The following is a 19,045-nucleotide window of genomic DNA, read 5'->3' as shown; positions in this document are numbered from 1 at the left end:
TTCTTCTGGGGGAAAATAGCTAATTAAATTGGCATATTTTGATAATCTTTTTTATATTGCTTGTTTGCTCATATGAGAGAAAAATTGTGAAAAAATTACAATATATAGATCGAGAAACACGACAGAGGGTCGTTGAGCCGATCTATTATGAAGCGACAATGAATTTCTTTTACAATTCAAAAATTGGGAAGAAACTCTCTATATTTTTATCAAAAAATTCTTTGTTTTCTCGAATATATGGGTGGCTGCAAAAACGTTCTTGGACAAAAAGACAAATCGTTCCTTTTATGGAGCGGTATAAGATTTCAGAAAAAGAATTGCAGAAACCCGTTTCGGCTTACACCTCATTTAATGATTTTTTTACTCGGAAATTACGTCCAGAAGCGCGTCCTATTTCTCCAGGTGCGAATGTGTGCACCATGCCTGTAGATGGACGCTATTTAGTTTACCCTAACATCTCAGATTTAGATACATTTGTCATAAAGTCAAAATATTTTTCTCTTTCTAAATTATTAGGGAATAGTTGTCTAGTCAATCAGTACGCTCAAGGGAGTATGGTTATTGCGCGCCTTGCGCCTTTTGATTACCATCGATTTCACTTCCCTTGTGATTGTATCCCGGGTTCTGCTCGTCTTATTAATGGCTATCTATTTTCTGTGCACCCAATGGCCATCAAAGATAACTTCATTTTGTTTTGTGAAAATAAACGTGCGATCACAGTATTGCACTCAGAAGTCTTTGGAGATGTCCTTTGTCTTGAAGTTGGAGCGTTAAATGTGGGTTCTATAGAACAAACTTTTTCTCCAGGAATTTTTTATCGAAAAGGGGAAGAAAAGGGATTTTTTGCTTTTGGAGGGTCTACAGTGATTTTGTTGTTTTTACCCAAAGTGATTCAATTTGAAAGCGATTTGCTAAAAAATTCTCGTATGGGACTTGAAACCCACTGCCTTATGGGACAGTCTTTAGGAACATCTCAAAGAGAAGAATTTTAAAGACTTTAAAGATTTTTTTTGGTATTGCAAAGAGAGAAAAGTCAAAAAATAACGAATTATGTGGCTAGTCATCTTGTGGACATTAGTTGCAAGTCTAGCAATAGCGATCGTAGCGAAAAGCTATTATCGCTACACATGTTTTCGTCGTCATGCAGCTCAGGTAATTCGAGAAGTGCGCTTGAGCATCGAATTAAAAGAATGGGCAGTCGCAGAGCAAAAGCTTCTTCCAATTTTAAAAAAACGTTTTTATAGGCGTCAATGTTTGTTTGATTATATACGCATTTTGCGTGAGATGGAGCGCTTCCCTGAAGTAGAGAAATTATTAGCAGAAGCGTATACATTAAAGCTTATTGGGACACCGTTTTTTTTAGAGGTGGCGTACAAGGCGTATCGTCATAGTGCATTTAAGGAGTGTGTACAGGCATTTTCTTTGGTCCCTGGGGAGAAATTAGAAGAGCGAGATGTAGCAAAGTTTGCTTCCGCGCTCGTGCGTGTAGGCCATGTCAATGAAGCATGTAATTTGATCGAGCCCTGGATTTCGCCTCTTTCGCATCAAGAAACCTATATTACAGTTGGCTATATCTATTTTACAGCCAAGCGGTATACAGATGCTATAGAGTTTTATAGCCGTGCAAGTGCTTTAGGGCCTTGCCCTATAGAAGTCACGTATAATTTAGCCCATGCTCATCGTATTTCTTCAAACTATATGCAAGCAGGGCAATTGTTCCGAAAGCTATTAGCTGAACCCGAGTATAAAGAAGAAGCTTTGTTTAATATAGGGCTTTGTGAACAGAAACTTGGTAGATCAAATCGTGCACTTTTAATTTATCAAAGCAGCCGCTTATGGGCATATGGAGACGCTTTATTGATGAAATATGCCGCAATGGCTGCGATGGACATAAAGGATTATGCTTTGGCAGAGACCTGCTGGGGAGTTGCTTTGAAGTGTTCTACATTTGCAGAAGATGGTAATTGTTGCCTGAATTATGGCTTGTGTTTGTGCCGTTTACGCAAATACATAGAAGCTGAAAAAATCTACCTGCAGGTGATTCAAAAGTTCCCAGAGAGTGTGACGGCATGTAAAGCTTTAGCTTGGCTTGCTGGAGTAGGGTTTGCAAAGATCGTTTCTCCAGAAGAGGGACTAAAATATGCGCAGCGCTCTGTGCAGTTGCATCGAAGTCGGGAAACATTAGAGCTACTTAGTGCATGTGAAGCCCGCTTAGGGAACTTTGATGCTGCATATGAAATCCAATCTTTCCTAGCTTCACAAGATACCTCCTTAGTACAGAAAAAACGTCGTGCGCAGATTCTCCGTAATTTAAGACAAAAATTACCTTTAAGTGATCAACATATCATGGAAATCACAACTCTACTTGCTGCGTAGTAGTTATCCTACGGCTTTTCTTTGTAAAAAAATTTTTTTGCTAAAAGAGGAGAAATTGCGTCTTAGGGAACTTTTATTCGTTTTATTAAGCCTAATAGAGTATGGTGTTAGAGAACGAGTTCAAAAAAGATAATGAAGTTTATATAAGTTTGAATAACGTATGTTAGATTTTCTTAAGCGCTTCTTTGGTTCTTCGCAAGAGCGTACTTTAAAAAGATTCCAAAAGCTTGTAGATAGTGTAAACGTTTTCGATGAAATGTTTACTTCTTTGTCTGATGACGAGCTGCGGAATAAAACAGCCGAATTAAAACAACGCTATCAGGAAGGGGAATCTTTAGATGACATGCTTCCTGAAGCTTATGGTGTAGTAAAGAACGTATGTAGGCGTTTGGCTGGGACTCCTGTAGAGGTGTCTGGATATCATCAAGAGTGGGATATGGTGCCCTATGATGTCCAAATCTTAGGAGCCATCGCGATGCATAAGGGATTTATTACAGAAATGCAAACAGGAGAGGGGAAAACATTAACAGCAGTGATGCCTCTCTATTTGAATGCATTGAGTGGGAAGCCGGTACATCTTGTTACAGTAAATGATTATCTTGCACAGCGGGATTGCGAGTGGGTTGGATCTATATTACGTTGGTTAGGGCTGCGTACAGGGGTCTTAATCTCTGGGACCCCTCCAGAGAAGCGTAAGGAAATCTATCAATGCGATGTCGTTTACGGAACAGCTTCTGAGTTTGGTTTTGATTATTTGCGTGATAATTCTATGGCGACTCGTGCTGAAGAGCAAGTAGGGCGAGGGTTTTATTTTGCCATTATTGATGAAGTAGACTCGATTTTGATCGATGAGGCTCGTACACCTTTGATCATTTCTGGCCCTGGAGAAAAACACAATCCTGTCTATTTTGAATTAAAGGATAAGGTTGCAGAGCTAGTTGCTGTACAGAGGGAGCTGTGTCATCAAATTGCCCTAGAGGCGAGACGTGGTTTAGAGCCATTTTTAGATGCAGATTTTTTACCTAAAGATAAGAAAGCCGTAGAAGCAATCTCTGAATTTTGCCGAAGTCTTTGGTTAGTAAGTAAAGGGATGCCGTTAAATCGCGTTTTGCGACGTGTGCGTGAGCATCCAGATTTGCGCGCTTTGATTGACAAGTGGGATGTGTATTACCACGCAGAGCAAAACAAAGAGGAGTGTTTAGAGAAACTTTCTCAGCTATATATCATTGTAGATGAGCATAATAATGATTTTGAACTGACAGATAAGGGCATGCTTCAGTGGGTGGAACGTGCGGGAGGTTCTGCTGAAGACTTTATTATGATGGATATGGGGCACGAGTATGCTTTGATTGATGAGGATACGACGCTCTCTCCTACAGATAAAATTCATAAGAAAATTGCGGTTTCAGAAGAAGATGCACGGCGTAAAGCTCGAGCTCATGGATTGAGGCAATTATTAAGGGCACATCTTTTGATGGAGCGGGATGTAGATTATATTGTGCGAGATGATGTGATTGTCATCATTGATGAGCATACAGGCCGCCCTCAACCGGGACGTCGTTTTTCTGACGGGTTGCATCAGGCGATTGAAGCAAAAGAGAATGTTACTATCCGTAAGGAGTCTCAGACCTTTGCTACTGTGACTTTGCAGAACTTTTTCCGTCTCTATGAGAAGCTAGCTGGGATGACTGGAACGGCAATTACTGAGTCTCGAGAGTTTAAAGAGATTTACAACTTGTACGTGTTGCAAGTTCCTACATTTAAACCTTGTTTACGTGTAGATCACAATGATGAATTTTACATGACAGAGCGTGAGAAGTATCATGCGATTATCAGTGAGATTGCTAAGATACATCAGGCTGGGAACCCAATTCTTGTTGGGACGGAATCAGTAGAAGTTTCAGAAAAGCTTTCTCGTATTTTGAAGCAAAATCGTATTTCGCATACCGTTTTGAATGCGAAAAATCATGCGCAAGAAGCGGAAATTATTGCTGGAGCTGGGAAGCTTGGGGCAGTGACTGTCGCAACGAATATGGCGGGGAGAGGTACGGATATTAAGTTAGATCCTGAGGCTGTGATTGTTGGAGGGCTACATGTGATTGGAACGTCTCGCCATCAATCCCGAAGGATTGACAGGCAGCTTAGGGGACGATGTGCACGTTTAGGAGATCCTGGGTCTGCAAAGTTTTTTTTGTCCTTTGAAGATCGTTTGATGAGGTTATTTGCCTCTCCAAAGTTAAACACTTTGATTCGTCATTTTCGCCCTCCAGAAGGAGAAGCGATGTCAGATCCTATGTTCAATCGGTTAATAGAAACTGCTCAGAAGCGAGTAGAGGGAAGGAACTATACGATTCGCAAACATACGTTAGAGTATGACGATGTAATGAATAAGCAACGACAAACAATTTATGCATTTCGTAATGACGTCTTGCATGAGAAGGAAATTTTTTCTTTAGTCCAAGAAATCATTTCCCACGTTGCTTTAATGGTTGGGGATGCTCTTATGCCTTCTGCTCAGGGCGTACCTTCGGTACTTCGGGAATGGATAGATTATTCTTTCCCAATCAAACTAGAGATCCCAGAATTACTGAAACTTAAGAGCTCTGATGCTATAGCAGAGCGTATTGCTCAGGAGCTTATAGAGGTTTTATCTCAGAAGCTTGCTTGTATGGCTCAGGAAATCGCTGCAGCAGCGAACAGGGACCTTGGAGATATCGAAGAAATTTGTAAGGACGTCATTCGTTCTATAATGATCATGCATATTGATGAGCAGTGGAAAATCCATCTTATGGATATGGATTTACTGCGTAGTGAAGTAGGGCTACGTACGGTAGGGCAGAAAGATCCTCTGTTAGAATTCAAGTATGAATCGTTCTTTTTATTTGAAGGTTTAATTCGAGATATTCGCATTATGATTGCGAAGCATCTTTTCCGATTAGAGTTAACGACACAAAGGGATTATGCTTCAAATATCATCCCTACTGTAGCTACGTCGTTCCATAACGATGCAAACTATGGTCCCTTGGAATTCACTGTAGTTTCAGATTCTAATGAGGAAGAATAGAAAAGAGATCCCCTATCTCTTTTCTTGTCTATATCTTCATTAAATGAAAGTTTGCCATGGGGACCATGAGGAATCATTGTGGTGATGGCGGATCCAAAATGTTCTACGGTTATCTGCGATAAAAAACTGAATATGGTGGTGGACTTTTCGGCTAGCTATGGAGAGGATCATATTATCTAAGCTTTCAGAGCCTTTTGGAAGGTTTTCCGGAGCATTAATTAGCTTCTCTACGTTGGTAGTTAAAAGAAAATGAGGTTCCTTCAGACTATTTAAATCATAAGTTTTAGAAGAAATCGTCTTTAAAGGCATACTAGACCACAATCCCCAGCGGTTTTTGTAGTAGCTACGAGTATAGGTATGATTGTCTTCGCTAATGTAAATTTGACGGGTTGTTCCTTGTAACAGAGAATTACCAAAGACAATAAGAATATCCCCTTTCTCTTTTTCCTTCTCCTCTTCAACATACACCCCAGTTTCTTGGTATCTATCCAGAGAAATCATCTCTTCGGAATAGTGCGTGACATCATCATCGAGAAAATAAGGATCTGCTTCTGGGATATTGTGATGATCGTGGTGCATAGCTTTATATCTCCAAATAATTAATTTGTTTATTTAATTATCGTTTAATAATAATTCGTTTTTTTAACAAATTAATTTGTTCTTTTTGGTTTTTCTTTAAAAGTTAAATCAAAGGGTATACCGTGTAGTTTAAATGTTGTTTTTAATGAGTTTTTTAAATAGTTTTCATAGTGTTTTGTAAGTAAGGATTTTCTATTAATAAATAATAAAAATTGGAAAGGAGAAGAGGTTTTTTGAATGGCATAGTAAATTCTTAGTCTTCGGCCGTTGATTACCTGAGGATGGTGTTTTTGTAGGGCAGAAGCTAAGGTTTTATTCACCATAGGAGTAGGGACTTTCCGAGAGATCACTTCATGGAGCTCATCTATAGCTCGGAAGATCTGAGAGAGATTCCGTTTTTTAAGAGCAGAGATGCATAAGATCCTTGCCTGTCCTAAATAAGGGTCTGTAGCAAGAACATCACGACAATAGTGCTCCATACGGATGGAGTGCATTAAGTCCCACTTGTTTACAAGGAGAATGTGGGGTTTTTTCTCTTTAGAAATTAAAGAAAGGATGCGCTTATCGTAGGAGGAGAGCCCTTGGGTTGCATCTACAACAAGGAGGCAGATATCCGCACGGGAGATGGCTTTTTCTGTCCGCGATGTGGAAATCCACTCCACAGAATTTTTTACGCTTTTCATTTTCCTAAGACCCGCCGTATCTATAAATAAATAAGAACGGTCTTCTTTTGTATAGAGGATATCGACATTATCTCGGGTGGTCCCGGGGATATTGTCTGTGATGCAGCGCTCTTCATTCAATAGCCCGTTAATAATTGAAGATTTCCCTACATTTGGTCTGCCAATTAAAGCAATTTTTAACGGTTGGTTGGTTTCTAGAGGGGGAAGCTGAGGATCCTCAACGAAAAAACTTTCGTGATTTTCATCAAAAACTTCCTCAAAGATAGCTTCAGACTCCTTATCACAGAGAAGCTCTTTCTCTTCATGAAGATCTTCATCATCCTGAGGAGACTCAGGCTGTATCTCTGGAATTTTTGCAAGCCGTTGGATTTTATGCACAAGAGTATCAATATGTTTCCCATGAGCCGCAGAGGTCACAACAATCTCAGGAATTCCCAGGGAGTACAGCTCATGGATACCAAATTCATCCTTACGGCTATCTGCTTTGTTAGCAACGAGGATGATCGGCTTGTTTAAAGGACGCAGCAACTTGGCTAACTGCATATCCTGCTCTGTAATCCCACAGCGGATGTCTACGACTAAAAGCAAAAGATCTGCTTCCTTTGCTCCCACAAGCGCTTGTTTGAAAATATGCTTTTGGAAATGGTCCTGAGAGTCTTTATTGACACCCCCAGTATCAATCACCTGTATTGTAGAGTCGCAAATTTGCGCAGACCCATATAGACGGTCGCGCGTTGTCCCTTCTTCAGCATTGACTATCGCCAAAGAACGTTTGCAAAGCCTATTGAAAAGGGAAGATTTCCCCACATTAGGCCTTCCTAAGATGGCAATTCGCAACATATTCTTCTCATTCTATCTTAATCCGTAATAATTATCAGAAAATAATAGAAGCTAAAAAATTAAATCTAAAGAGATAAAATTCTTATTGGCAATGTAAGGATAGTCTTGATTTTAGATAAATTATTTCCAAAATCCTTTTTCTTGAAGAATCGCCAAAATTTTTTCCTTGTCAAGACACTCATGTTCTATAGAAAGATTTTCGGCTTCTTTGAGAAGATCTCCGAGTAACCTCCCAGGAGCTATGCCTTTAGCCATAAGATCGGGAGCAGAAATCAAAGGAGAGGCTGTTTTTATTCGTAAAATAAATTTTTCAAGGCGTGTTTCGAGTTCTTGAACACGCGCAATGAAATGCTGTTGTTTACTTGGATCCTTTTGTAGAGCTGAGAATATTTCTAAAAACATCGAGGCAGAAGGGGAGGCAAGGAAATGCGCCCAAAAAACCCTGCTCATAGAAATGTTTTGAAAATGTGGCAATGCTTTGTACCATGCTTCTATCAGGCGAAGTTCTTTATTTGAGACTTTGAGTCTAGAAAAAGCGGCAGATGTGGCTTCCTCTGGGACTCCTTGAAATAAGGGAAGTAATAGAAGGATTTCAGGGAATTTCTGAGGGTTAAGTTTGTTTAAGAACGCTATAGTGGAGCGTAGGATGCCGTAGGGGATGTCGCGAAGTTCTGGGAAAATGGTCACTAGAACCTTTAGTTTTAGTAACAAGACCATCGCTTGGTAGGGATGGCTTTTCATCATTTTCTTCAGCTCTTGCCAAATTCTTTCTGGAGAAACAGCGCTTACTAAAGTTGGAGCTTCTTTGATCAAAGCTCTTTCTGTTGCGGGATCCAAGGTAAACTCTAGAGACGAAGCGAAACGAATTGCCCTGAGAATCCTTAATTTATCTTCTGCAAATCTCAGGCGAGGATGACCTATAGCGCGAATTACTTTTTTTTCAATATCTCGGATTCCCTCGACAAAATCAAAGAGCTTATCTTCAAAGGGATCGTAATATATGCCGTTAATGGAAAAATCTCGACGTAAAGCATCCTCCCTCATGGAAGAAAACTTCACTTGTTGTGGATGACGACCATCTGTATACTGACCATCATTACGAAAGGTCGCAACTTCAAAAAGGTACCCTTCTAACTTGACAACAATAATTCCGAAAGCTGCTCCTATGGAAATCACGTCAGAAAAAATCGTCGAGACAATTACTGGAGGCGCATCCGTAGCAATATCGATGTCCACCATAGGTTTGCCCATAAGCATATCCCTAACGCATCCCCCGACGAAATACGCTTGGTAACCTGCATTACGCAACTTTACTAAGACTTTTTTTGCTGCTTCAAGGGCATTGACATCCATCCCAATCTCTAAAAGAAGTTATGCTATAGCTTCAGGAGCTCTTCTTATAATCAATGGGGCTTTATTTTCAGCTATTGTGTTTTCTTGGATACGTATAGATTCTACAGTAGGATCTGAAGGAACTTCAAACATAAGATCTCGAAGGAGATTCTCTAAGATCATCCCTAAAGCTCGCGCCCCAGTTTTTGCTTGCTTTGCTTTTTTTGCTATAGCATATAAAGCTTCTTTTTCAAAAACCAACTTTACGTTTTCCTCTGCAAACAGTTCAACGTATTGCTTAACGATAGCATTTGTAGGCTCAGTAAGAATAGCTACGAGTTCATCTAAGGAAAGCTCTTCACAGTTGACAATACAATTAAATCTTCCCACAAATTCGGGGATCATCCCAAAAGCAATGAGATCTTCAGTTTCTACTTTTGCTAGTAAGTGGTCGCGATCTTTTTGAGAAAAATCTGCTTGATCATCGGAAAACCCTATAGTGGTCTTTCCTAATCTTTTTGCAATGATTTTGTCTAAATTGACAAATGCTCCACCTACGATAAACAAAATGTTTTCTGTATTGACTCGGATATACTCTTGGTTAGGATGCTTACGTCCTCCTTTCGGGGGGACGTTTGCTGTTGTTCCTTCAATAATTTTTAATAATGCTTGTTGAACTCCCTCGCCAGAAACATCCCGTGTAATGGAAACATTCGCTGTAGTTCTGCCGATTTTATCAATCTCGTCAATATAGATAATTCCACGCTCTGCTCGACTCACATCATAATCAGCAGATTGTAAGAGGCGTAAAACAATATTTTCTACATCCTCTCCAACATATCCTGCTTCTGTAAGCGTCGTTGCATCTGCAATCGTAAAGGGAACATCAAGAATTTTTGCTAGAGTTTTTGCTATTAAGGTTTTCCCTGAGCCTGTAGGGCCTAGAAGTAATACATTAGACTTGCCGTAACTTACATGCTTATTGTGCAATAGTGCTCGGATCCTTTTGTAATGATTGTATACAGCAACAGCGATCGTTTTTTTTGCCCGCTCTTGCCCTACAACATATTCATCTATGTGTTTTTTGATTTCTTTAGGAGTTAGAACGCGTAAATCCACATGTTGAGAAGGAGTTTCTTGTGACGTTACGGAAGCAGAGACTGCAGCTGCAGGCTTTTTGTCTAATATTCCAGAGCAGAGTTTAATGCAGTAATCACAAATGTAAACCGAAGGGCCTGCAATGAGCTTTTCTACATCTTTTTCGGAACGACCACAAAAAGAACAGATCGTTAAATTTTTTTTATTCATAGTTCTTCTCTAAGAGCTTGAAGAGTCTTTATCTTTAGTTTCTTTTGCTGAAGTGACAACTTTATCAATAAGGCCATAGGAAATTGCCTCCTCTGCCCCCATAAAGAAATCTCGCTCGGAATCCTCTATGATTTTTTCTACTGGTTGGCCTGTACACTCAGACAAGATGTTTGCTAAGTGTTTCTTTAACGTGAGAATTTCTGCAGCTTGCAATTGAATGTCTGCAGAGGTTCCAATAATTCCTCCAGATGGCTGGTGGATCATCATGCGGCTATGAGGAAGAGCGTAACGTTTCCCCGGAGTCCCAGCAGAAAGTAATAATGCTCCCATGGATGCTGCTTGTCCAATGCAGTAAGTATTCACATCACAACCTAAGAAGCGGATGGTGTCATAAATAGCCAACCCTGCAGTGATATACCCCCCAGGGGAGTTGATGAAAATTTGAATGTCTTTTTTAGGGTCCTCAGACATGAGGAATAAGAGCTGCGCAATTACTGTATTTGCGAGGGGCTCAGTAATTTCCTGACCGATCATTACAATACGATCTTTTAGGAGTCTTGAGTAAATATCCATGGCACGTTCGCCACGGCCCGTATCCTCGACAACGTAAGGCACTAATGTCATTTGCAATTCCTCATCAAAAATTTCTATCTCGTCTTAAGCTAAGCAAACAGATCTGTTATAGTTATAGTACTCAAAGAACTTATTATGCCTGCCGACCTAATAAGTCTGGACATTAAAATCTTGAATTCTATGTTTCAGACTTTCTTGGGTCAAGTATTTTCCTATAGATAGCTATGCTAAGGAGCTTACAGCTAACTTTTCTGCTTTTTCACGAGCTTTTTCTATAGCTTTACTGTAAGTCAGCCGATCTCGAGCTGCGGAGACAAGTTCTTGCAACATTTCATTAGAAATGTCTTTAGGCGGTTGAGGGCCAAAACGCTCTCTAGAGCACACCTCTATCATGTATTGAAGTTCTTCTCGGGTAAAGGAGAGCTTTTCGTCTTCAAAAATTTTGCGGGTCAAAAATAATAGGCGTAAAGCCTTTACAGCACTATCTTCCGCTTCTTTTAAAAGTTTTTGTTTGCGGGATTCTAACTCCTCATTAGAGCAGTATTCAATTAAACGTGCATTGAGTAATTTTTCTCGGGTGAGCATAGAGATGCGATCTTTAAGAAGGTTCGCAGGAAGCTCAAAGTCTGCCATGGCTGCAAGAGCATCTTCAGTTTCCACAAACCGTTGCTGATGCTGTTTATCTTTGGCTTGATTTTCCAATTGTGCACGTAACTTAGATTTGAGTTCTTCTAATGAATCTACTTGAAGTTGACGCGCCTTCTCTTCATCTAGCTCTGGAACCTCAACCTCTACAACAGCATTCACTGTAAAAATTAAGGTGTCCCCATTTAAAAATGATTGGATTTCTGAGGAGGAAACATATTCGACAACACGATGGCCAACAGAAACCCCTAGAAATTTCTCTTTAAAGGTTTCTGACATCTCTTCATCAGAAAGCTTGAAATATTTATTTTCAAAAATTGGAACAAGAAAGCTTTCATCATCTTGCTTAGAAATATGCAAAGATAAAGAAATGAAGTCTCCTTCTTGAGAAGGACGTGTTACAGGAGTTTTGGTTGCGAAGAAGTGAGCGATATTATTTAAACTTTTTTCAACATCTTCATCAGAAACTTCTTTGTGCTGTGTGGCCTCTGGGAGAAATAAAGACTCCCAAGAAATCTCTGGAACTACAGGAAACGCTTCATAGATAAATTCTACTACTCCCCCGTTTGCTAAATCTGCTTCTTTAATTGAGGTGGATTGCACCGCTTGAGGAGAAAGAGGTTTGCGATCTCCTAAAGTAGATAAAGAGGTGTAAGCAGTGTGTACAAGGAGCTCATTACATTCTTTACGTATAGGATGGGGGTAGCGGTTCTCAATAATGTCATCAGGGACCTTTCCTTTGCGAAACCCTGGAATGGAAACGTTTTTTTTAACTTTTTTAAGGGCTTGTTTATGCAGCGTGCTGAATAAAGCAGGAGACACCTTCACAGAAGCAGTGACTAAGCATCCTGGCTGTTCTTTTAGGTCTATAGAAAACTGTTCATTAGAAAAATTACGCGACACAAAACTACCTTAGGTACAGTATTGGAAGAGAAAAGCGGGTGATGAGGCTTGAACTCACGACCTTCACGTTGGCAACGTGGCGCTCTACCACTGAGCTACACCCGCAAAGAAAAAAGCATTTTAATTTTTCGAAGAGTTTTTCGCAATGGGTAGCATTGTTTGAAGTGTTGTCTACTTATCTGTGTAGGCAGGTAAATCATAAAATTTTTGATTGATTTAGCAGGGATAAACGGGTACAAGTAAGCAGATTCTATGGTTAGCTCTTAATTTAGAGGAGAAATGCTTAATTTTCGCAAATTACGTCGAGATTTTTCAGCCAATATTTTGCAGGAAGGCAAGGAACTTTTTGAACAAGGAGCGGTGGTTAATGCAAAAATTCTCTCTATAAATGGAGAGACAGTGTGTATTGGTGCGCAGATTCGTGGTCTTTACGAGAATGTGTATGAGTGTGAAATTGAAGTCGACAGATCAGAATCAGACACCATAGATTCCAATTGTGACTGTTCCTATAATTTTGATTGTCAGCATATCGTGGCATTGCTGTTTTATCTAGAGCAATACTTTAATGAGATGGTGGTAGCCTATGCTAGAGAGGCTGATCTTGACACCAATCAAGAGATCAATGAGGAAGAGAAAAAAGAGCTTCAGGAAACGTTCGTTGTAGCAGCAACAAAAGAAGAAGAGAGGAAAGATCGCGAGCATCAAAAGGAAATTCTTAGAGAGTACATTCATGCTGCCAATGCTTTAAGTGCAAACCCGTTCTTTTTGCCTTTAGAATATTTAGAAAAGGATTCTGCAGAGCTTGCGGTTTTATTTGTCTCAGCTACAGATGAAACATTTGTAGCAAATAACCAGCCCATAGAGTTTCAGTTGGTTTTACGTCTTCCCTGCCGTTCTAAGCCCTTTCATGTCCCCAATATTCGTACTTTCTTAGAAGGAGTCCTTTATCAGGAGCCTATAGTGCTTAATGGACGTCGTTTTTTCTTTACGATGCAGTCGTTCAATGCTTCGGATAGAAAACTTATAGATCTATTGATTCGCTATGTACGCTATCCCAGCCAGACAACGGAAGAAAAGTTATTAAAATCTGCATATTTGATGCATGCTTCTCTGGGAGTCATTTTAGCGAAGATGTTCGAACATCAATTAGCAAATCGAGGAGGGGGGCAGCTTGGAGAAAAGGAAACATTTGTAGGTTTCTTTTGTGGGAATTTAGAAGAACCTCTCTATTGGTCCACAGCGCCGGCACGCATGAAGTTTAATTTAGATTTTTTTGATACACCGTATAAAGCTGTTTTGATGAGCCCCATGATTTTGGTAGATAATGATGAGGTTCTTCCTGAGCACGTCTTGCTTTTAGAGTCTGATGCCCCAGGAATGATCCATCGGAACGTGTATCATCGATTTGCTCCACAAATCAAACGTGCGCATCTACGCTCTTTTGCTCGTTTACGGGATATCACGATCCCTGAAGCTTTATTCGGGACATTTCGAGAAAATGCTCTTCCTGTATTTCAAGAGTATGCTGAAGTCGAAAATGTGCATCTTTTGAATTCCTTTGTAACCTTGCCTTATGTGGATGAGGTCCGTGCGATCTGTGATATGAGCTATTTGGACGGAGAATTAGAAGCAAAGCTATATTTCCTTTATGGGTCTTTGCGTATCCCTGCAGCTTCTATGGCTTTACAGTATGCAGATGTGCGAGCATTTATTTGTGATGAGGGCATTTTAGCAAGAAATCTTGTGGAAGAACGTAAGATTACAGAAGAAGTGTTCTCAGGGTTCATTTATGACGAGCGTGATGGGGCTTTTCATGTGAAAAGTGAAAAGAAGATCGTGGAGTTTATGACGGAAACGATCCCTGCGAATCAGCATCGCATCACCTTTAATTGTCCGGAAAACCTTTCGGATCAATTTATTTATGATGAAACTGTGTTTGACCTTGCTTTTAGAGAGGGTACAGATATCAATTACTACGAAGCAGAACTTAAAGTTCATGGGTTGCTTAAAGGGGTGAGTCTGGATCTTTTATGGGATTGCATTAGTGCAAAAAAATGCTTTTTGGAACTTCCTAAGAAAGGTCAGCAGGTAAAGAATGCTCGTCGTGGGAATGCTTTTAGTGGGAACAAGTTGCCTTGCATTTTAGTTTTAGATTTGGAAAGGATCGCGACAATTGTTCAAATTTTTAATGAAATTGGGTTTAAAGTTTTAGATAATCTTACAGAAAAGTGCCCTTTGTGGAGTTTAACAGGAATTTCTGAGGAGCAGTTTGCAGGCCTACCTGTGAATTTCTCTATGACAGAGAAACTCAAAGGGATTCAGCAGCAAATTCGTGGAGAAGTTGCTTTTAACTTCCAAGATGTTCCTAAGCAAATTCAAGCAACTTTGCGTAGTTATCAAACGGAAGGAGTACATTGGCTAGAGCGGCTAAGAAAAATGCATCTTAATGGGATTTTAGCTGATGATATGGGGTTAGGGAAGACGCTCCAGGCGATTATTGCTGTTACGCAAAGTAAGCTTGAAAAAGGGCAAGGGTGTTCTCTTATTGTGTGCCCAACCTCTTTGGTTTATAATTGGAAAGAGGAATTTCGCAAGTTTAATCCAGAGTTCAAAACTTTAGTGATTGATGGGATCCCTTCACAAAGACGGAAGCAAATACAATCTCTTGCGGATTATGATGTAGCGATAACGTCTTATAATCTTTTACAGAAAGATATAGAGCTTCATAAGGACTTCCATTTTGACTATGTAGTGTTGGATGAAGCTCATCATATTAAAAACAGAACAACGCGTAATGCAAAATCTGTGAAGATGATTCAGTCGGACCATCGATTGATTTTAACAGGAACTCCTATAGAGAACTCTCTAGAAGAATTATGGAGTCTGTTTGACTTCTTAATGCCGGGGCTGCTTAGTAGCTATGATCGTTTTGTAGGCAAGTATATCCGCACCGGCAATTATATGGGCAATAAAGCGGATAATATGGTGGCGTTAAAAAGAAAGGTCTCCCCATTTATTTTGCGTCGTATGAAAGAGGATGTTTTAGAAGATCTCCCTCCTGTTTCAGAGATCCTTTATCATTGTCATCTTACAGATTCCCAGCGTGAGCTTTATCAATCTTATGCGACCTCTGCTAAGCAGGAACTGTCTCGTTTAGTCAAGCAAGAAGGATTTGAAAGAATTCATATTCATATTCTTGCCACATTGACGAGATTAAAACAGATCTGTTGTCATCCGGCAATTTTTGCAAAGGATTCTCCAGAACCAGGGGACTCTGCGAAATATGACATGCTTATGGATTTACTGTCATCCTTAGTGGATTCTGGGCATAAAACGGTTGTGTTCAGTCAATATACGAAGATGCTTTCGATTATGAAGAAAGACTTGGAGATTCGCGGAGTTCCATTTGTGTATTTGGATGGTTCCACCAAGAACAGATTGGAGTTAGTCAATAAGTTTAATGAAGATCCCAACTTGTTGGTATTTCTGGTCTCTTTAAAAGCTGGAGGCACGGGATTAAACTTAGTTGGCGCAGATACAGTGATTCACTATGATATGTGGTGGAATCCTGCTGTAGAGAACCAGGCGACAGATAGGGTGCATCGTATTGGACAGAGCCGGTCGGTCTCGTCATACAAATTGGTGACGTTAAATACGATCGAAGAAAAGATTTTAACACTACAAAACAGGAAAAAGAGCCTTGTAAAGAAAGTCATCAACTCTGATGATGAAGTCGTTTCCAAGTTAACTTGGGAAGAAGTCTTAGAATTGTTACAAATATGATGTTATGAGCGCGCATCGTAGCCTTTTTAAAATTAAGAATTTTTCTAATCGTTTGTATAACAAGGCTTTGGGGCGTTTTGATAAAGTTTTTAATTTCTTCTCTGGCAGTGTAGGAATTGATTTAGGTACTGCGAACACTTTAGTGTATGTCCGAGGCCGTGGCATTGTTCTCAGTGAGCCTTCGGTTGTTGCTGTCGATGCACAAACCCATGCAGTTCTTGCTGTGGGGCATAAAGCGAAAGCAATGTTAGGGAAAACTCCTCGAAAGATTATGGCTGTGCGCCCAATGAAGGATGGAGTGATTGCAGATTTTGAAATTGCAGAAGGCATGCTTAAAGCTTTAATTAAACGAGTTACGCCTTCTCGAAGTGTTTTCCGCCCAAGAATTTTGATAGCAGTTCCTTCAGGCATCACAGGAGTGGAAAAACGTGCTGTTGAAGACTCTGCGCTGCATGCAGGGGCTCAAGAGGTGATTTTAATCGAAGAGCCTATGGCTGCTGCGATTGGGGTCGACCTTCCTGTTCATGAGCCGGCAGCGAGTATGATCATAGATATTGGTGGAGGAACTACGGAAATTGCAATTATTTCCTTAGGAGGGATTGTAGAATCTCGTTCCTTACGTATTGCTGGTGATGAGTTTGATGAGTGTATTATTAATTACATGCGTCGTACGTATAATTTGATGATTGGGCCTCGTACTGCTGAGGAGATTAAGATTACGATAGGTTCTGCGTATCCTTTAGGGGATCAAGAATTAGAAATGGAAGTTCGTGGTCGGGATCAGGTTGCGGGTTTGCCGATAACAAAACGGATTAACTCTGTAGAAATTCGTGAGTGTTTAGCAGAGCCCATTCAACAAATTATAGAGTGTGTAAGATTAACGTTAGAAAAGTGCCCTCCGGAGCTTTCTGCTGATTTAGTTGAACGTGGGATGGTATTGGCTGGAGGAGGTGCTTTGATAAAAGGTTTGGACAAAGCATTAAGTAAAAATACAGGACTTTCTGTTATCACAGCACCACATCCTTTATTAGCTGTGTGTTTAGGCACAGGGAAGGCTTTAGAACATCTAGATCAATTTAAGAAGCGCAAGGGGAATATGGTATAGTTATGGATTGGAGCGCAGGCATAAAGCACGAAGAATTAAAGACCTGGATTTCTCAGATTGCGGAATTAACGACACCTCAAGATATCCGTGTGTGTGATGGTTCTGAAACGGAGTATGCTGAATTATGCACGAAGATGGTGAAGTCTGGGACAATGATCCCATTGAATCCGGAGTTACATCCGAATTGTTTTTTAGTACGTTCTTCTCCTGAAGATGTTGCTCGTGTAGAGCAGTTTACATTTATTTGCACTCCTACGCAACACGAAGCTGGACCAACAAATAATTGGCGAGATCCTGAGGAAATGCGAAAAGAAATGCACCAGCTGTTTCGTGGGTGTATGCGGGGGAGAACATTGTATGTTGTGCCTTTTTGTATGGGGCCTGTGAATTCTCCTTTTTCCCTTGTTGGTGTGGAAATTACAGATTCTCCCTATGTTGTTTGTTCTATGAAAATTATGACTCGCATGGGGAAAGAGGTATTGGATTTTCTTGGAACTTCTGGGGAGTTTTTAAAATGTTTACATAGTGTTGGGAAGCCTCTAGCCCCTGGAGAAAAAGATGACCCTTGGCCATGCAATCCAAAATCTATACGAGTTGTACATTTCCAAGATGATCGTAGCGTGATGTCTTATGGAAGCGGTTATGGAGGAAATGCGCTTCTAGGGAAGAAGTGTGTAGCTTTACGGTTGGCGTCTTATATGGCGAGGACTCAGGGATGGCTTGCCGAGCATATGTTAATTATTGGCATTACTAACCCCCAAGGAGAAAAGAAGTATATTTCTGCTTCGTTCCCAAGTGCTTGTGGGAAAACAAACTTGGCAATGTTAATGCCGAAGCTCCCAGGTTGGAAGGTGGAGTGTTTAGGGGATGATATTGCTTGGATCCGTCCTGGAGCAGATGGCCGATTGTATGCGGTAAATCCTGAATTTGGTTTTTTTGGCGTGGCTCCGGGAACCTCTATGCGTACGAATCCCAATGCCTTAGCGACGTGTCAAAAGAACGCGATCTTTACAAACGTTGCTTTGACTGCTGATGGCGATGTTTGGTGGGAAGGCCTTTCAGATACGCCTCCGGAACCTTTGCTTGATTGGCATGGGAATCCTTGGAAGCCTGGGGGAGCTCCTGCAGCACATCCGAATTCACGGTTTACCTCTCCGTTGACGCAATGTCCTTCTTTAGATCCTCAATGGAATAATCCTCAGGGAGTGCCTTTATCTGCGATCATTTTTGGAGGGCGTCGTTCAGATACCATTCCTTTAGTTTATGAAGCTTTAAGTTGGCAACATGGGGTAACTATCGGTGCAGGGATGTCCTCAACGACAACAGCAGCTATAGTAGGGGAACAAGGGAAACTTCGACATGATCCCTTTGCTATGCTGCCGTTTTGTGGATACAATATGGCGAGCTATTTCCAGCACTGGCTATCTTTTGGGAAGGATGCGCGTCTTCAGTTGCCTAAAATTTTCGGAGTCAATTGGTTCCGTAAGGATGCGAATGGAAACTTCCTCTGGCCTGGGTTTAGTGAAAATCTTCGGGTGTTAGAATGGATTTTCCGACGTACAAATGAAGAGGAGGATATTGCAGAGCGCACTCCTATTGGGTATGTGCCTTCTTCGGGAGCGTTGAATGTTACAGGTTTAAATCTTCCTCCTCAGGTTCTTGAGGAGCTATTATCTATAGATCGCCAGGGTTGGCTCAATGAGGTCAAAAATATTCGCGAGTACTGTAAGATTTTTGGCGAAGATTGTCCTCAAGAAATTTTAGATGAACTTTTGCGTATAGAATCACAATTAAAATAAAAATAAAAGCCGCTAGTTTTTTATCACTTAGTTCAAGGTCATCATTTTTTAGTTT

At 40.5% G+C, this 19,045-nt stretch carries 12 protein-coding genes and 1 tRNA gene; 6 read left to right on the top strand and 7 right to left on the bottom strand.

Annotated features, from left to right (window positions below; genetic code table 11):
- Positions 1-86 precede the first annotated feature (86 nt).
- From G5S_RS00925 to secA, 3 genes are all read left to right on the top strand, one after another.
- On the top strand, positions 87-992 hold the full coding sequence (locus G5S_RS00925) for a phosphatidylserine decarboxylase (protein WP_013712297.1): 906 nt from the start codon (positions 87-89) through the stop codon (positions 990-992).
- Between the two features lie 58 nt (positions 993-1,050).
- Positions 1,051-2,376, top strand: coding sequence for a tetratricopeptide repeat protein (locus G5S_RS00920; protein ID WP_013712296.1), 1,326 nt, complete (start codon positions 1,051-1,053; stop codon positions 2,374-2,376).
- Between the two features lie 160 nt (positions 2,377-2,536).
- Complete coding sequence (gene secA, locus G5S_RS00915) at positions 2,537-5,440, top strand: preprotein translocase subunit SecA (protein WP_013712295.1); 2,904 nt, start codon at positions 2,537-2,539, stop codon at positions 5,438-5,440.
- 39 nt (positions 5,441-5,479) lie between these two features.
- On the opposite strand, the gene G5S_RS00910 is transcribed toward secA, so the two are convergent.
- The 7 genes from G5S_RS00910 to G5S_RS00880 form a co-directional block, all read right to left on the bottom strand.
- Positions 5,480-6,019: a hypothetical protein gene (locus G5S_RS00910; protein WP_013712294.1), complete on the bottom strand. Its 540-nt coding sequence runs from the start codon at positions 6,017-6,019 to the stop codon at positions 5,480-5,482.
- A 71-nt stretch (positions 6,020-6,090) separates the two neighbouring features.
- A complete protein-coding gene (gene der / locus G5S_RS00905) occupies positions 6,091-7,542 on the bottom strand; it encodes a ribosome biogenesis GTPase Der (protein WP_013712293.1) in 1,452 nt (483 codons plus the stop codon).
- 120 nt (positions 7,543-7,662) lie between these two features.
- Positions 7,663-8,895: a CCA tRNA nucleotidyltransferase gene (locus tag G5S_RS00900; protein WP_013712292.1), complete on the bottom strand. Its 1,233-nt coding sequence runs from the start codon at positions 8,893-8,895 to the stop codon at positions 7,663-7,665.
- An 18-nt stretch (positions 8,896-8,913) separates the two neighbouring features.
- Entirely contained in the window at positions 8,914-10,182 is a 1,269-nt protein-coding gene (clpX, locus tag G5S_RS00895) for an ATP-dependent Clp protease ATP-binding subunit ClpX (protein WP_013712291.1), read from the bottom strand.
- Positions 10,183-10,191: 9 nt separating this feature from the next.
- Positions 10,192-10,806 (bottom strand): ATP-dependent Clp protease proteolytic subunit, encoded by a 615-nt coding sequence (locus G5S_RS00890; RefSeq protein ID WP_013712290.1) that lies wholly within the window; start codon positions 10,804-10,806, stop codon positions 10,192-10,194.
- A gap of 171 nt (positions 10,807-10,977) precedes the next feature.
- The gene (gene tig, locus G5S_RS00885) at positions 10,978-12,303 is read right to left on the bottom strand and encodes a trigger factor (RefSeq protein ID WP_041466998.1); all 1,326 of its coding nucleotides are present in this window, start codon (positions 12,301-12,303) and stop codon (positions 10,978-10,980) included.
- Between the two features lie 33 nt (positions 12,304-12,336).
- Positions 12,337-12,408: transfer RNA gene (locus G5S_RS00880), tRNA-Gly, on the bottom strand.
- Positions 12,409-12,582: 174 nt separating this feature from the next.
- On the opposite strand from G5S_RS00880, the gene G5S_RS00875 reads away from it, so the two are divergent.
- The 3 genes from G5S_RS00875 to G5S_RS00865 are packed head-to-tail and all read left to right on the top strand — an operon-like array spanning position 12,583 to position 18,990.
- The gene (locus G5S_RS00875; RefSeq protein ID WP_013712288.1) at positions 12,583-16,086 is read left to right on the top strand and encodes a DEAD/DEAH box helicase; all 3,504 of its coding nucleotides are present in this window, start codon (positions 12,583-12,585) and stop codon (positions 16,084-16,086) included.
- Between the two features lie 4 nt (positions 16,087-16,090).
- Positions 16,091-17,191 carry a rod shape-determining protein gene (locus G5S_RS00870; RefSeq protein WP_013712287.1) on the top strand — a complete coding sequence of 367 codons (1,101 nt, stop codon included), beginning with the start codon at positions 16,091-16,093 and terminating at the stop codon, positions 17,189-17,191.
- A 2-nt stretch (positions 17,192-17,193) separates the two neighbouring features.
- Positions 17,194-18,990 carry a phosphoenolpyruvate carboxykinase (GTP) gene (locus tag G5S_RS00865; protein ID WP_013712286.1) on the top strand — a complete coding sequence of 599 codons (1,797 nt, stop codon included), beginning with the start codon at positions 17,194-17,196 and terminating at the stop codon, positions 18,988-18,990.
- The last annotated feature ends 55 nt before the right edge of the window (positions 18,991-19,045 follow it).

This window comes from Chlamydia pecorum E58, assembly GCF_000204135.1.
Classification (GTDB): domain Bacteria; phylum Chlamydiota; class Chlamydiia; order Chlamydiales; family Chlamydiaceae; genus Chlamydia; species Chlamydia pecorum.
This window is presented reverse-complemented; position numbering and strand designations above follow the sequence as displayed.

Bases quoted from the DNA above. Each gene is read 5' to 3' on its own strand.
- G5S_RS00920 (WP_013712296.1), top strand. From the start codon at position 1,051: ATGTGGCTAGTCATCTTGTGGACATTAGTTGCAAGTCTAGCAATAGCG.
- secA (WP_013712295.1), top strand. From the start codon at position 2,537: ATGTTAGATTTTCTTAAGCGCTTCTTTGGTTCTTCGCAAGAGCGTACT.
- G5S_RS00910 (WP_013712294.1), bottom strand. From the start codon at position 6,019: ATGCACCACGATCATCACAATATCCCAGAAGCAGATCCTTATTTTCTC.
- der (WP_013712293.1), bottom strand. From the start codon at position 7,542: ATGTTGCGAATTGCCATCTTAGGAAGGCCTAATGTGGGGAAATCTTCC.
- G5S_RS00900 (WP_013712292.1), bottom strand. From the start codon at position 8,895: ATGGATGTCAATGCCCTTGAAGCAGCAAAAAAAGTCTTAGTAAAGTTG.
- clpX (WP_013712291.1), bottom strand. From the start codon at position 10,182: ATGAATAAAAAAAATTTAACGATCTGTTCTTTTTGTGGTCGTTCCGAA.
- G5S_RS00890 (WP_013712290.1), bottom strand. From the start codon at position 10,806: ATGACATTAGTGCCTTACGTTGTCGAGGATACGGGCCGTGGCGAACGT.
- G5S_RS00875 (WP_013712288.1), top strand. From the start codon at position 12,583: ATGCTTAATTTTCGCAAATTACGTCGAGATTTTTCAGCCAATATTTTG.
- G5S_RS00870 (WP_013712287.1), top strand. From the start codon at position 16,091: ATGAGCGCGCATCGTAGCCTTTTTAAAATTAAGAATTTTTCTAATCGT.
- G5S_RS00865 (WP_013712286.1), top strand. From the start codon at position 17,194: ATGGATTGGAGCGCAGGCATAAAGCACGAAGAATTAAAGACCTGGATT.